The following is a 15547-nucleotide window of genomic DNA, read 5'->3' on the forward strand; positions in this document are numbered from 1 at the left end:
TGCAGGAATTAATACCCACTATGATTTTGCAAAAAGAAACCCCTCTGTTCCCCAAGACCAAGAAAATCCGCCACATTGATCCAGAATCTAAACGAGAAAAAATTTTAGACACGTCCCTTTCTCTGTTCGTTGAGAAGGGTTACCATCGCGTATCGATACCGAATATTGTTGAGGCTTCTGGAACGAGCACTGGAGCTATTTACAACCTGTTTGGCAATAAAGAAAATATTGCCCTCACTTTACATCAGCAACTGATCGAAAAGTTTATGCATTCTTTTCAGGGACGACTGCAGAATTGTACCACCACTTATGCAAAGTTGCGGGCTTTCTCAGAAGTGATTTATGAACAGACCGAGACAGACCCCAACTGTGTTGAATATATGTTTTTCATGCGCCACTGTGAGTTTATCCCGGAGGTGTCACCCATTTGTATGACCGAACCATTCAGGGTTCTTAGAGAGATCATTCGGGATGGGATGAATTGCGGAGATGTCAGACCGGGTGATTTTTTTACCAGCGCCGTCTCTTATACCGGTGCAATCTTGCGCCCGGTACAACTCCATCTGGAGTGTATGCTCCCCAAACCACTGATGGAGAGCGCTGAAGATTTCTACGAAAACGCCTGGGCAGCAATCAAGGCCTGAGCGACCCAGACAGACAACAGTGTCAACGATCTATGATTCGCGCCGATCAATGACACGAACCGCTTTCCCTTCGTGACGTTTGACACTTCCAGGTTCAACCAGTTTGACGTTAGCGCTGACTCCAAGAACAGCCGCTAATCTCTTCTCGACCTGGACGACAAATTGACGCTGTTGTTTCATTTCATCAAAAAAGATATGCTCGTTGACTTCAACCTGAACCTCAAGAGAATCCCGGTTGTTCTTACGCTCTACAATCAGCTGGTAATGAGGTTCAGCCCCCTTGATCTTGAATAGCACCTCTTCAATCTGGGTCGGGAAGACATTCACTCCCTTGATGATCAACATATCATCAGAACGGCCCCGAGTCTTCTCCATGCGTGCCAGAGTACGGCCACATTCGCAAGGGGCATAATTAAGTCTGGTGATATCCCGAGTCCGGTAGCGTATCATTGGAAACGCTTGTTTTGTCAGGCTGGTAATGACCAATTCCCCCACGGAACCTTCAGGCAAGACGACTCCGGTGTCAGGATCGATAATTTCAGGATAAAAATGATCTTCAGCGAAATGCATGCCCTGTTTGAAAAGACATTCACCCGCAACTCCGGGACCCATAATTTCTGAAAGTCCATAATTATCAGTGGCAATAATGCCCAGTCGCTGCTCCAGTTCGACCCGCATCTGTTCACTCCATGGCTCCGCGCCAAACAGGCCAACCCGCAAAGAGAGTGAGCGAGGATCGATCCCCTGTTTTTCCATCCGGTCAGCAAGCGTTAATCCATATGAAGGGGTACACACCAATACAGAAGAACAGTAATCCTGCATAATCATAAGTTGCTTATCGGTATTGCCACCGGACATGGGGATAACTGAGGCCCCAATAGCTTCTGAGCCATAGTGGAGTCCAAATGCGCCCGTAAATAGGCCATAACCAAATGCAATGTGGACAATATCTTCTGCAGTGACGCCACCCGCAGTCATAAAGCGGGCAACAAGTTCGGTCCAGACCTTAATATCCTCTTTTGTATAACCGACGACTGTTGGTTTACCTGTTGTCCCTGAAGATGAGTGAATTCTGACGACGTCACGCAACGGTACCGCAAACATCCCATAAGGATAGTTGAGACGTAAATCCTCTTTCGTTGTAAACGGTAATTGGTGTAAATCTTCCAAAGATTGTAAGTCCCCAGGATGAAAACCTGAGTCTTTGAACTTGGACTGATAACAGGGAACTTTGTCGGCAACAAGTGACAGAGTATTTTTTAAGCGTCTTAATTGCAGTTGCCTTATTTCTTCCCTTGGCATGCACTCAGCAGCAGGATTTAACGTTTTAACAGGAGAATTCATAGCTCAACTTATAGATTAAGTAATAGTTTATAAATAGGCGATTAAGCATACTAAATAGATGTTATTTTATGCCCAGGTAGAATCTTCACACCGCTCTGTGTCAACGCCGCAATGGCTTCATCCACATCGTCAAAACGGAAAATGATGACGGCGTTATCTCCAGACCGCTCAACAAAAGCGTACATATACTCGACATTGACATTGTGTTGATCAAGGGTGCGTAATATTGAGGATAAGCCTCCGGGAGAATCAGGAACAGCAACGCCAATGACTTGGGTGATACTCACCGTAAATTTTTGTTCCTTCAAAACTTTCAGAGCTTTTTTACTGTCATCGACAATCAGTCGCAAAATACCAAAATCGGAAGTATCAGCCAAAGAGAGTGCGCGGATATTAATTCCATTTTCTCCGAGAATCCCGGTAACCTCTGCAAGCCGACCCGATTTATTTTCAATGAATATCGAAATCTGTTCAACTTTCATAACTGCCTCCTTAGGACTCTTTTGGACGATTATCGATAACCCGCCGAGCCTTACCTTCACTCCGGGCAATTGACTTGGGTTCTACCAAACGGACATTACAGGTAACCCCCAGAAGATCCTTGATATCTTTTCTGATCTTGTTAGAAAGCCCCTGCAAAACCTTAACTTCATCTGAGAATGTATGCTCATGGACCTCGACCTGAACTTCCAGAGTGTCAAGTTTCCCATCGCGTTCAACAATCAGTTGATAATGTGGTTCAATTCCGTCGATGGCAAAGAGAACTGATTCAATCTGACTCGGGAACACATTGACGCCACGAATAATCAGCATATCATCGCTACGGCCACTCAGACGCTCAATTCGTGCGTGGGTCCGTCCACAGATACAGGGTTCTTTGGTCAGACGGGTGATATCACGAGTCCGATAACGGATCAGAGGGATTCCTTCCTTGGTGATGGTGGTGATGACCAATTCACCCTTTTCACCATCGGGTAACACTTCACCTGTGTCGGGGTTGATAATTTCCGGGATAAAGTGATCCTCCCAAATATGCAAGCCGTTTTGGGCTTCAATACATTCGATCCCGACGCCCGGACCAAGAATTTCTGATAAACCATAAATATCAATTGCCTTGATGTTAAGTTTCGTTTCAATTTCCTGACGCATCTTCTCACTCCAGGGTTCAGCACCAAAAATGCCGACCTTGAGTTTCAGCGAGCGGATGTCGATCTTCTCTTCTGCTGCAACTTCAGCTAAATACAAGCTGTATGACGGGGTACAGGTCAGAACTGTCGAACCAAAATCCTGCATGATCATGAGTTGTTTTTTAGTGTTCCCACCTGACATTGGGATAACGGATGCCCCGATCCGCTCAGCACCATAATGGGCACCGAGACCACCGGTAAATAATCCGTAGCCGTAAGCGTTATGGATAATGTCGCCCTGATGAGCACCAGCGGCAACAAAAGAGCGGGCCACCATCTCGGTCCAATTCTCAATATCCCGGCGGGAATACCCAACAACCGTTGGTTTACCGGTCGTTCCCGATGAGGCATGAATGCGGACAATCTGCTCCAATGGTACAGCAAACAAGCCATAGGGATAACTATCCCGCATATCTTGTTTTAAGGTAAATGGTAGGCGACGTAGGTCATCAAGGGTCTTAATATGCGCCGGCTTGATACCCCATTGGTCAAAAGATTTACGATAAAACGGAACCGTCGCGTAGACTTTTTCGACAGTCTGTTGGAGCCGCTTTAATTGTAACGATTCCAACGCTTCACGTGGCAACGTTTCAAAGTCATTATTCCAAATCATAAAAATCACTCCCAAAAAGAATAAAAGTCTTTGATCACTTAGTCTGACAGCCTAAATCAAATGCTTTCAGGTTGACCGCCAATAACCGCTCAGGGATCATTTTCCGTAATGCGGTGAGCCAGAGATCTCGATCAAATTCTAAAACATTCGAAAGAGCTCCAAGGAGAACAGTATTGACCGTTTTCGCGTTCCCCGCCTCTAAAGCAAGGACAAGACCGTTAACTAGTGTCGTATCTGCAAACTGTTGGCGCATGTTGGCGACAATATTTTCAGGATAGGCTTGTTGACCTAGAGCCACTGACGGTGGAGCAATCTTCCAGTCATTGACAATGACCTTTCCACTTGGGCGCATTAAAGGTAAATAACGACAAGTCTCCAGCATTTCAAAACTGAAAAGGATATCAACCTCCCCTTCAGGGATAATTGAAGAGTAAACTTTTTCACCATAACGGACATGAGAAACAACACTTCCACCCCGTTGCGACATCCCGTGAACTTCATTCTTTTTGACATCAAGGCCAGCCATCAGCATCACCTCAGAAATGATTTCACTGGCCAACAGAATTCCTTGTCCACCAACTCCGGCTAAGAGAATATTCGTGACTTTATTCATAATTTTTCACCGCACTCCTGAAAAGCATCAAATCCACAGGTTTGTTGGCAGACCTTACAACCGGTGCAAATAATTTTGTCAATATTTGATTTCTTATTCTCTTCATCCCAGGTAATAGCTGGGCACCCCAAACGTAAACAGGCTTTACATCCGGTACATTTATCATGATCAACAAATAGCGGAGTGCGCCGTTCTATGTTGTCTCGTGGGACCAACATACAGGGGCGAGTGGTGATAATAACCGACGCTTCAGGGCGCGCCATCTCTTCACGTATCGTCTTGCGGGTCAAGGCGATGTCGTATGGGTCAACAACTTGTACGTGCTTGACACCAACTGCGCGACAGAGTTGCTCAATATCGACACGTGGGGCTTCAAGCTCATTCAGAGTATAACCTGATGTCGGGTTTTCTTGTCGGCCAGTCATTGCCGTGATCCGATTATCCAGAATTATGACAGTGGCTGCCGATTGGTTATAAACCATATCGAGAAGACCATTGATGCCCGTATGCAAGAAGGTAGAATCACCAATAACGGCGACAACTTTACGTTGCTCTTCTGCAGAAAGAACTTTGCTGATTCCAGTTGCGTTGCCGATGCTGGCACCCATGCAAATACAGGTGTCCATGGCTGAAAGTGGCGGCATAAATCCAAGTGTATAACAACCAATATCGCCAGTGACATAGGCTTTAGCGCGATTCAGTTCCATAAATACACTTCGGTGTGGACAGCCGGGACACATGTTCGGTGGACGCTGTGGCAGATCAGCTGAAGTATCTTCCAAAGGCAATGACTTTCCGAACAGCCCCGCTTGCAGACGTCCTGGAGTGAGTTCACCACAGACTGATAATTTATCCTTGCCATGAACCTTGATTCCCATCGCCTGGACCTGTTCTTCAATGAAGGGGTCGAGTTCTTCGATGACATAGAGGGTTTCATAGTTTGCGGCAAAATCACGAATCATCTGTTTAGGCAGTGGGTAAACCATGCCCAGTTTAAGAATATCCGCATCAGGCATAATCTCTTTAACATATTGATAGGAGACTCCAGAAGTGATAACGCCGATCTCCCCTGCCCCTTTCTCGACCCGATTAAACGCTTGCTGGCATGCCCACTCTTCAAGATCCAGGGTGCGCTGTTCAACAATGACATGCCGCTTACGGGCATTACCTGGCAACATCACTAGCTTTGCCGGATTTCGCTCAAGCTTTGGAACCGGAATATCGGTCGGGCGTTCACTCAAAAGTGCTGCTGATTTAGAGTGGGATATTCTGGTTGTCGTCCGCAGAAACACCGGGGTATCAAACTGTTCACTAACAGCAAATGCCAGTTTGGTAAAATCAAGAGCTTCTTGACTGTCAGAAGGTTCAAACATGGGGACTTTAGCAAACTTGGCAAAATTGCGATTGTCCTGTTCATTCTGAGATGAGTGCAATTCAGGGTCATCAGCTGTTACGATAACCAAGCCTCCACGGACTCCCGTATATGAAAGGGTAAAAAGTGGGTCAGCCGCAACATTAACGCCGACATGCTTCATGGTGACCAGTGCACGAGCACCACCGAAGCAGGCTCCGATTGCAACTTCCAGAGCAACTTTTTCATTGGGCGCCCAAGAGGCGTTGATATCCTTATATTGAGTGATCGTTTCAAGGATCTCAGTACTGGGGGTACCAGGATAGGCGCAAGCCACCAACGCACCTGCTTCATAGGTGCCGCGAGCAATCGCCTCATTTCCAGAGAGTAAAACTTTTTTCATAACAGCCCTTGTATAAAGTGGAAATAGGTCAAAGCAATGGACGAATAAATCTTCGGGATAATAGGCAATTGCTATGAGTCTGTCAAATGAAGCATGACACCCTCAAGTAAACCGGAATCAGAGACCCGCAGCGTTGATAACTGAAGCTGGTTGAGCAGATAGAGTAAAATCTCAATCCCCGGCAAGATTAAGTCCCCACGACCGGTTTCCATCCCGGGAAGATTTTCTCGTTGCAGCTCGCTCATAGATTCAAGTTTTTGTTTAATATTAAGCAGCCAATCTACCGATAAAACGTGATTATTGATTAATGCAGCATTATATTCAAGCAAAGAAAGATGGATAGCCGCCAGAGTCGTAATCGTCCCAGCGGTACCAATCAGTTGATAATTTTTATGTTTCAGACCGGCCTGATTAAGGTCTTCAGAAAAAAGACCGAAGGTCGCTTTAATTTGCTGCTCTCTCTCAGCCGCTGATAAACTCTCTTCACTCAGACGAACAACACCAAGTGGATAGCTTTGCTGATAATGAATGAGTTCATCACTGACGCAGGATATCTCGGTACTGCCACCACCAATATCAAGGACAACAGCCACATCAGGAAGAGGATCAATAACAGCTAAAGCACCATTAGCAGCTAAAAAAGCCTCCTCTTCTCCGGCAATAATCTCGATTTTAATATTCGTGGCAGCATAGACCTCAGCGACAAAAATATCACTGTTTTTTGCGTGTCTTAATGCCGCAGTGCCTACAGCTTTGACACAGGAGATACCGAGGGAAGAAATGACTTGTTTATAGGATATCAGTGTCTCCAAGCTGCGTCGCATTCCAGCTTCTGAGAGATTTCCCTGTGCCGTGAGACCACCTGCAAGTCGGGTTATCTGCCGAAAATATTGTGGTGGTTCCGACTTGGAACCGCTGAGGAGCATCCTGATGGTGTTGCTGCCCACGTCAATAACGGCGATCATCAATCTTCACCACAAAGAGATCTGGAAATTTTGTAGGTATGGTCGCCTATTTTTTCATAGAGACTTAGCATATCAATAAAAATCAGCCCCGGTTGCACCGCACATTCACCCGTGTGAAGACGTTGGATATGGTTAGAGCGAAGAGATTCTTCCATCGCATCAATCTTATCTTCATACTCAATAGATTTAAAGCCAATTGTCTTGTCTTCAGATTCCATCGCATGGATGACAAAGGTCAAAAACTCCATCGTTGTTTCGGCAATGCCACTGAGGTCATTGTCGCCAAAATTTGAAAAAGTAATTTTACTTTGATTCTTTTCGATGCCCAGTTGCCACAGGTTGACACAATAGTCCCCTATTCTTTCAAGGTCGTTGACAATATTCATTAACGAACTCAAGGTCTCTGAAGTCTGGGCTGAAATTGATTTTTGCGAAAGTTTCACCAGGAAGCTTAATATCTCTTGTTGCAGAACATCAACGAGTTCTTCTTTCTTTTTCAATGCACGTATCCGGGAAAAATCACCGTCATCCAAAAATAGCGTGGTCTCTTGCACCATTTCAATTGTTACCTGTGCCATCCGACGGGTCTCCCTGCGTGCTTGACCAATAGCAACCGGAGGGGTGTTCAAGACACGATCATCAATATATTTAACCTGAAGAACATCAAGACTATCTTCACCGCGAACGATCAGGGAGGAAACTTTGGCCAATAGACCAATAAAAGGGAGGAAGAGAATGGTATTAATGACATTGAAGGCGGTGTGAGTGTTCGCAATATGGCGGGCAATATACGGTTTATCTCCGATCTCCGCCAAATAGCTATTTGCCTGGGCCTGGGTTTGAATCACAAAGTCGGCATCTCCCGGAGTAATCATGGAGATGATCTTCATAAACACAGGCATTAACAGGAGCATATACAGAACACCGACCACATTAAACAAGAGATGGGAAAACGCGGTTCTTTTCGCGGCGAGATTGGTCCCAATCGCTGCGATATTCGTGGTAATTGTTGTTCCGATATTTTCACCAAGGATCAGGGCAACGCTGGCTTCAAAGGATATGAGGCCGGAACTGGCAAGAACCAGAGTGATACCGATGGTCGCACTGCTGCTTTGGACAAGAACCGTGAGGAGAGCACCGATCAAAACTCCTAAGAGTTTATAATCCCCGACAAGGATGAACAGTTCTCTGAACTCGGCATTGCTCTTTAAGGGGATAAAAGCATGTTTCATGGTTAACAAGCCAAGAAACAGCAATCCCAGACCAAGAATAATTTCACCGGTATACGTATATTTTTTGTTTTTACTAAAGAGCTTGAGTCCAGCACCTAAACCGATTGCAGGGAGAGCGAACTTGGTGATTTTAAAAGCGATGAGCTGCGCGGTGATCGTCGTCCCAATATTGGCTCCAAGAATCACCCCGATAGCTTGAATCAGTGAAAGCAGCCCCGCATTGACAAAGCCGACGACCATAACCGTGACAGCACTTGAAGATTGGATAATAGCGGTGACTGCAATACCAACAAGAGCCCCTATAAAGCGATTATCTGTCAACGCGGAGATAATTTTCCGCATCTTATCACCGGCGATTTTTTGTAGACCTTCCGACATCGTCTTCATGCCGAAAAGAAACATCCCCAAACCACCCAATAATCCAAATATGAGTTGTTGATTTAATAAGGCAGACATCGTTCCTCCACAGAGGATTATCTCAGAACAATCGACTTAAAAGCATAAGCAATATAAAAACTTACCCACGGATAGTATACCGTGGGCAGGGTCTTCTCAATAAAAAAAGTCGGCATCAACTGCCGACTTAGGTGCAAATATCTTCAAGCGTTAATTACCTTTTCCGTGCCAGACTGACTGTAAGCATGGCCCGATAATCTTTTTTGGCTCTGCGTATCCGGGCGCTAAACAATCTAACGATATTTAGAGTCAACTGTAAACCAAGGCGTGGGTGTTCGCTCACCAGGGTATTAAACCTGCTCCGGTGCAGGATAAAAAGGGTGGCGTTTTCAGAAATTCTTGCCCGGACTTGACGATTTCCGCCATCAATCACAGCCATCTCGCCAAAAACATCGCCAGAGGTCAAGGTCATCAAATCAACCTCATCGACTTCGGCCAACATTTGCGAAATTTTTACCGTTCCCTGTTGAATCAGATAGAGAGATTCACCCGGCATATTTTCGACAAAGACAGTCTTACCTTCTGCAATTTGCTTAGCAGTGAAGATTGAACCTAGATATTCGATCTCTTTAGCAGCCAACCCCTCAAAAAGTGGACTACCGCTCAGTTCTGTAAGGTTTACCAGGCTCATAAATGTCCCCTTCAGTCAATAATGACGCTCAGCATTTATAATTTTCTGCATAGTGCACATAATGTTTGGCCGACTGCTTAAGATCATCAACTTCTTTTTCAGATAAATGACGTTTAAACCTAGCCGGTGCTCCAGCATATAATGTCCCTGAAGGGATAGATGTTCCCGGCGTCACTAACGCTCCCGCTGCAACCATCGCGTCATCTGCGACTTCAGCCCCATCGAGGACAATCGCCCCCATTCCAATCAGACAGCGGTTGCCAATCTTGCACCCATGCAAGATGACATTATGCCCCACAGTGACATCATCGCCGATAATCGTCGGATAAATATCATGGGTCACATGAATAACTGTTCCATCCTGGATGTTGCTGCGATCGCCAATATGGATAGAATTGACATCTCCACGGATAACAACCTGAAACCAGACACTGGAATCAACCCCGATGACCACATCACCAATAATCTCGGCTGATGCAGCACAAAAAACCGTTGGATCCAGCTTTGGCGATAATCCTTGATATTTGTGTAACATAGCTCTCTCATGAAATAAAAAGACCTATTCACTGGACGTGAACAGGTCTTTATTGGTTTATATCCGGTAGGTTAGTTAGCTATCAACCCGTTCTCGTAGTTCTTTGCCAACCTTAAAGAAGGGTAATTTTTTTTCATTCACCTGGATGATTTCTCCAGTTTTAGGATTACGGCCCATATAGGCCTTATATTCTTTCACCATAAAACTACCAAAACCACGAATTTCAATCCGGTCATTATCGATTAAAGCTTGCGACATAGCATCAAATATCAGATTAACAATCTGCTCTGACTTTTTGTAAGTCAAATTGTTCTTAATCGACAATGTTTCTACGAGTTCAGACTTATTCATAACGCCCCCCTTACGGGTATTTAGAGGATCAAACTCAAATTACAATAGTTTCATGACTATACAATATTTTAAACACATGTCAAGAAGAGTCCATACAACCCAAGTATCTAAATAGTCTCAGATTATTGTAAAAGGCGATAATGTCCAGATAACTTTGGCTTCCTGATCACCAATGTTCTCCCAGCGATGGGGCAAGTGAGACTTAAAGCAAAGGCTATCTCCGGCCTCAAGAAGGTAAACTTCATCGGTAACGGTCATCTTTAAGTGCCCTTCCAGAATATAGATCAATTCATCGCCGGGGTGATACATGTTGCTTTCACCACTCTTACCACCCTTCTGCACGGTGCAGTAAAATGACATAAATTGTGGGTCACGAAGTCCCGATGTGAAGGACTCGGTATGCATATTGTGTTCATCATCATAGACCGTCTTATCACGACCACCGGTGCGCGTAAAGACAACTTCATGCGATGAAGAGACATCTTCAACAAAATAATTGATACTCTTGTCAAAAACATTCGCCAGCCGCATAAGAATTTCAACAGACGGGATGGTTAGACCCCGTTCAATCCTGGATATCATGTTCGATGACACTTGCGATTTATCGGCCAGAATTTGTATCGTCAAGTCGTGCTTCAGGCGAATCTCTTTTAATTTTTTCCCGACAATTTTTTTAACTTGCATGGCGGCTTTCCCTTCTGCCTAAATTACATTTGCTCGACTACTTCAAACATTTGGTGGTGGAGAAACAACCCAGAGGATCTTAGCCTGCTGATTCTTCAGGTTTTTCCAACTGTGTGGCAAAGTTGCTTTAAAACTGAGGGAGTCGCCAGGCTCCAGATGAAACGCTTCCCCATCAATAACAAAGTCCAAACAGCCTTCAAGAACCATAGCAAACTCTTCACCGGTATGGACCATTCCCCCCTCACCGCTATCACAGTAGGGTTCTAATGTGTCGACGAAAACCGAAAACCCAGGATCGCGTAAACCCTGGGTCAGACTGGAGATCTGATGTTTGTCTTCAAAAAAGAAAATGGGCTCTCCCTGCCCCGAAGGGGTAAAAACGATATTATTCCCCTTTTCAGCCTCTTCAACAAAGTAACTCAAGCTTAGCCCCAGAGAATCAGCCAATTTCATCAGAATCTCAACCGATGGGATCGTCAGACCCCGCTCGATTCTGGAGATCATATTCGATGACACGTGGGACATCTCAGCAAGATTTTGTATCGTTTTATCTCGCTTTAAACGAGATGACTTCAATTTACGACCTATAAGTTTTTTAACCATTCCAACGCACTCCATTATATTTTTGAAAAATCACTTTATCATTGCGACATAAGGGTGTCAACCTTATATGGGATAGATAATTCATTAATGGTAGTCCATATCGGGTAATAGGCTATTTCTTGAACTAATTTGACCGCTAAGGACGTTATTATTGAAGACATTAAGAGATATTATACCATATCGAGTTTTTCACGAATCCGGGTCAACAGTTCAATCGGCTGGATAGGTTTATTCAAGAGGAGAACTTCATCCCAGAATAAGCCCTGTTCATGCAGAGAATCAAAAGTATAGCCGCTCATAAAAATAACGGGAATCTGGGTTTTCTTGCGAATCTCCTGATAAAATTCTGGTCCCTTAATTCCCGGCATGACAACATCCGATAAGATTAAAGAGATCTTCTCCCGTTGTTTTTCCAGAACCTGTAGCGCCGCTTCAGCACAATCATTGACGATAACCTGATAGCCAACTGTGGTTAAAATACTCTGTGTTGAATCCCGCACGAGGGGATCGTCCTCAACCAACATGATCGTCTCGTCCCCGCCCGGAAGTTGAGCGTGGCAGTTTACGGGAGAAGGAGCAACAGGCTGAAGTGTCAGCGGCAGATAAATTTTAAACTCTGAGCCCTTCCCTAGCAGGCTATCAACCAGAACATAACCTTTATGCTGCTTGACAATCCCCCAGACCATGGCTAAACCAAGCCCTGTCCCCTTGCCAGTATCTTTAGTGGTAAAAAAAGGGTCAAAAATCTTCTGCTGAATTTCTCTGGGGATCCCATCACCATTATCCTCAACACGAATAAGGGCATAGGTTCCAGGTTCTCCATAACCATACATCTGGCAAAAGCTGCGATCAATCTGGGTCTGTTCGGTTGTTATCTTCAGTTCTCCACCGTCACGCATGGCATCCCGTGCGTTGGTCGCCAGATTAACCAACACCTGCTCAATCTGTGAATAATCGGCAAGAGCCACAAGAGGATGTTTTGACAAAAATAATATTTTATCAATTCGCTCACCGATAACGCGTGCAATAAAATCCTGGATGTTGAGAATCAGTGCGTTCAAATCAACTGGAGTCGAAGGTTCAGACTTTTTACGGCTGTAGGCCAGCAACCCATGAGTGAGCTTAGAACCCCTCTCAGCCGCTTCGCCAATCTTTTGAATCTTGGCCAACAACTTGGGATTATCAGTTATCTGTGATTCAAGTAAGCCGACGTACCCTGATATCACCGTTAAAATGTTGTTAAAATCATGGGCAATCCCACCAGTCAGGGTTCCAATTGCCTCCATCCGCTGAGAGTGTTGCAATTGCTTTTCTAACGTTTTTCGCCGCGAGATGTCGATAAAAGTAATCACCCCACCAACCAGCTGATGGTCAAGCGCCATCGGATGTCCCCAATATTCAACAGGGATCAGACGCCCATCACGATGGGTAAAAAAACCATCCTCGCTACTGATCTTCTCCCCCATGGTGATCGAAGAGATAAACGGGCAGACATCCGTCGAAGGGGTTTGCTCATCGAAGAAATCAGAGTGGATCAATTGCCAGAAACTGTTGCCAATCAAGTCCTGCTCGTCATCGTAACCAAGGATTTTTACCGCAGAAGGGTTGCAGAACTCGATAATGCCTTCGAGATTGATCCCAACGATAGCTTCAGCCGTCGAGCTGAACAGAGTGCGCAGCATCTCCTCACTATGAGAAATCTCACGGACAAAGCGCATACGCTCACATTCAGCTGCGGCACGTGAAGCGATAATCGATAGAAGCTCCTCAACATGGGGGACATGCTGTAAGGGGGTCAACGAATGAGCGCAAACCATCCCTAAGACTTGCCGATCATGCCCCAGCATCGGACAGCCAATAAACCCTGAAACATGTTGTAAAATTTCATCGTCATTATTGACAAACAATGAATTCGCATTTTCCGGATAGAAACAAAACTTGCCGTTCAGAATTTCCCGGAAAGGGAGAAAATTGACGGGTAGAGAATAGGCTTGCTTTTGCTGCCCGGCACAGTAACTGGCTTTAATTTCGAGCTGATCATCTTGCAATAATGAAATACAGGCGCCATCGACATTGAGCCAGCTACAGAGATTACGGACAATCTCATCAAGACACTCTTGCCCTGTGAGTCCGACGGTACTGCGGACCAAGGCTTGAATAGAAGCTTCATAGTCTTCGCGCAGGGTAATGTCTCTGGCCACTGAAAAAAACACATTCTGGCCGCCTAATTCAAACAGCTGGATACCAATCTCAACTGGCACCCAAATCCCATCAGGCCGTAGCAAATGGGTCTTAAACAGCGTCTTTCCAGTTTCCTGTATGGTCTGAATAATTGTCTTAAACGCGCCCTTCTCTTCCATCGCAACACGGTCAATGTCATCGGGAGAGAGTTCCAACAACTCATCTCGGCCCATATCGAGCAATGCACAAGCGACATCGTTGACTTCAATATATCGCCCAGGTAAGCCATCAGCCCGACACTCGGAGATAAAAACAGCGTCTGCGATGCCGTTAAAAAGGCGTAAAAAATATTCCCCACCCTGATCCAATTTGGTTATATCAATCACGAGATATCTCCATTTCATTAGAAATTCGTGGCATTGTAGCGACTGAAGAATAAAATCGCTAGAAGATTGACAATCTTAATATAAAAATTTACTTTGCAAACCAGCACGGCTATGCTAATTTTCTGCGGTTCTAAAAATAGCTATAGGAGAAAGTTGCATGACTTCACTTTTAATTGGACTTCATATTGTTGTTTCAATCGCTTTGATCGTTATCGTTCTGTTGCAAATGGGTAAAGGTGCTCAGGCAGGCGCTTCGTTCGGTGCTGGTGGTAGCCAAGCCATGTTTGGATCTACCGGTGGTAACTTCATGAGTAAAGTCACTGTTGCGGCAGCGATAATATTCATGTTAACCAGTTTAAGTCTGGCTTATTTCTACGGATCAGCAACATCCAAGTCGGTGATGCCCAGCTCTGTAGATGTACCCATATCGGCACCTGCACCAGAATAGAAATATTTAAATTTATTATTGACAACCGAAGTTACGGTTGAGTATAAGTTACAACCTGATTTGCCGAAGTGGTGGAACTGGTAGACACGCCATCTTGAGGGGGTGGTGGGCAATTGCTCGTGCGAGTTCGAGTCTCGCCTTCGGCACCAACAAATACTGATAGAAACGGCTGCTTATGTTAATAAGTAGCCGTTTTTACGTTGTACGAGGATCTACACCAAATAAAGGTGCCAGAGAGGATTTGTGGGTCAAAAGAATTGGGCAGAAGAACTGTATGACCGGGGTTGTAATCTTTGAGTCGCGGCATGTTTCCCCTCCCTTGAAAAAGCATGACAACCGCAGACAAATAACATATTTTAGGGTTTTTCTACAGCCTCAACGGTTCATGATAACCGGCGGCGACGCGAAGTTTTGGCCACCACCGCAATTTTAGTTTTTGATTTCAAATTTCCACAGACGTATTTTCCGTCCGGTTGATTACGTTGATACTAGTGCAGGCCCCCTCCACAGACAACGGACCATCCGCTATCCTTTGAGTAACAGACTAACCCTCAAAGAAAGGAGCCTGCATTATGAGATTCTACACCAAACAGCATCATTTTTATTGTGGTATCGATCTTCATGCCGATGCCATGTATGCCTGTATCCTCAATTCTGTCGGTGAAGTGGTGGTTCATAAGAACATTCCCACTAAACCGAAAGCATTCTTACGTCTGATCAAACCTTATCGCGAACGTCTTGTTGTCGGCTGTGAGTGCATGTTCTCCTGGTATTGGCTGGCCGATCTTTGTGCTGACGAAGAGATCGACTTTGTTCTGGGTCATGCGCTCTATATGCGTGCCATTCATGGGGGTAAGGCCAAGAACGACAAGATCGATTCTCACAAGATTGCCGTGTTGCTGCGTGGTGGTTCCTTTCCC

General features: G+C 45.1%; 16 protein-coding genes and 1 tRNA gene. 4 read left to right on the plus strand and 13 right to left on the minus strand.

Translation table 11 applies throughout. The annotated features are described in order from the left end of the window. Positions 1–20 precede the first annotated feature (20 nt). Positions 21–644 (plus strand): TetR/AcrR family transcriptional regulator, encoded by a 624-nt coding sequence (locus BLU87_RS11455; protein WP_092348445.1) that lies wholly within the window; start codon positions 21–23, stop codon positions 642–644. A gap of 30 nt (positions 645–674) precedes the next feature. Here BLU87_RS11455 and BLU87_RS11460 read toward each other — a convergent pair whose 3' ends face one another. From BLU87_RS11460 to BLU87_RS11520, 13 genes are all read right to left on the minus strand, one after another. Next, positions 675–1988, minus strand: coding sequence for a phenylacetate--CoA ligase family protein (locus tag BLU87_RS11460; protein ID WP_092348448.1), 1314 nt, complete (start codon positions 1986–1988; stop codon positions 675–677). Positions 1989–2038: 50 nt separating this feature from the next. Next, positions 2039–2470 carry an ACT domain-containing protein gene (locus BLU87_RS11465; protein ID WP_092348451.1) on the minus strand — a complete coding sequence of 144 codons (432 nt, stop codon included), beginning with the start codon at positions 2468–2470 and terminating at the stop codon, positions 2039–2041. A gap of 10 nt (positions 2471–2480) precedes the next feature. Beyond that, positions 2481–3788, minus strand: a complete 1308-nt coding sequence (locus tag BLU87_RS11470; RefSeq protein WP_092348453.1) for a phenylacetate--CoA ligase family protein — start codon at positions 3786–3788, stop codon at positions 2481–2483. Between the two features lie 34 nt (positions 3789–3822). Then, on the minus strand, positions 3823–4404 hold the full coding sequence (locus tag BLU87_RS11475) for an indolepyruvate oxidoreductase subunit beta (RefSeq protein WP_092348456.1): 582 nt from the start codon (positions 4402–4404) through the stop codon (positions 3823–3825). Further along, the gene (gene iorA, locus BLU87_RS11480; protein WP_092348459.1) at positions 4398–6155 is read right to left on the minus strand and encodes an indolepyruvate ferredoxin oxidoreductase subunit alpha; all 1758 of its coding nucleotides are present in this window, start codon (positions 6153–6155) and stop codon (positions 4398–4400) included. The genes BLU87_RS11475 and iorA overlap by 7 nt, the downstream gene beginning before the upstream one ends. 71 nt (positions 6156–6226) lie before the next feature. Continuing rightward, a complete protein-coding gene (locus BLU87_RS11485) occupies positions 6227–7120 on the minus strand; it encodes a Ppx/GppA phosphatase family protein (RefSeq protein WP_092348462.1) in 894 nt (297 codons plus the stop codon). Next, on the minus strand, positions 7120–8808 hold the full coding sequence (locus BLU87_RS11490; RefSeq protein ID WP_092348465.1) for a Na/Pi cotransporter family protein: 1689 nt from the start codon (positions 8806–8808) through the stop codon (positions 7120–7122). The genes BLU87_RS11485 and BLU87_RS11490 overlap by 1 nt, the downstream gene beginning before the upstream one ends. A 154-nt stretch (positions 8809–8962) precedes the next feature. Further along, entirely contained in the window at positions 8963–9439 is a 477-nt protein-coding gene (locus tag BLU87_RS11495) for a Crp/Fnr family transcriptional regulator (protein ID WP_092348468.1), read from the minus strand. Between the two features lie 28 nt (positions 9440–9467). Continuing rightward, the gene (locus tag BLU87_RS11500) at positions 9468–9974 is read right to left on the minus strand and encodes a gamma carbonic anhydrase family protein (RefSeq protein ID WP_092348471.1); all 507 of its coding nucleotides are present in this window, start codon (positions 9972–9974) and stop codon (positions 9468–9470) included. Positions 9975–10049: 75 nt separating this feature from the next. Further along, entirely contained in the window at positions 10050–10325 is a 276-nt protein-coding gene (locus BLU87_RS11505; RefSeq protein WP_092348474.1) for an HU family DNA-binding protein, read from the minus strand. Positions 10326–10442: 117 nt separating this feature from the next. After that, the gene (locus BLU87_RS11510) at positions 10443–11009 is read right to left on the minus strand and encodes a helix-turn-helix domain-containing protein (RefSeq protein WP_092348477.1); all 567 of its coding nucleotides are present in this window, start codon (positions 11007–11009) and stop codon (positions 10443–10445) included. Between the two features lie 42 nt (positions 11010–11051). After that, on the minus strand, positions 11052–11612 hold the full coding sequence (locus BLU87_RS11515) for a cupin domain-containing protein (protein ID WP_092348480.1): 561 nt from the start codon (positions 11610–11612) through the stop codon (positions 11052–11054). A gap of 170 nt (positions 11613–11782) precedes the next feature. Then, positions 11783–14179, minus strand: coding sequence for a PAS domain S-box protein (locus tag BLU87_RS11520; RefSeq protein WP_175498368.1), 2397 nt, complete (start codon positions 14177–14179; stop codon positions 11783–11785). Positions 14180–14336: 157 nt separating this feature from the next. On the opposite strand from BLU87_RS11520, the gene secG reads away from it, so the two are divergent. The 3 genes from secG to BLU87_RS11535 form a co-directional block, all read left to right on the plus strand. Beyond that, entirely contained in the window at positions 14337–14627 is a 291-nt protein-coding gene (gene secG, locus BLU87_RS11525; RefSeq protein WP_092348486.1) for a preprotein translocase subunit SecG, read from the plus strand. A 62-nt stretch (positions 14628–14689) separates the two neighbouring features. Beyond that, positions 14690–14776, plus strand: a tRNA-Leu gene (locus tag BLU87_RS11530). Positions 14777–15199: 423 nt separating this feature from the next. Next, on the plus strand, positions 15200–15547 hold a 348-nt coding region (locus BLU87_RS11535; protein ID WP_139167551.1), incomplete at its 3' end, for an IS110 family transposase.

The organism is Desulfuromusa kysingii (assembly GCF_900107645.1).
Classification (GTDB): domain Bacteria; phylum Desulfobacterota; class Desulfuromonadia; order Desulfuromonadales; family Geopsychrobacteraceae; genus Desulfuromusa; species Desulfuromusa kysingii.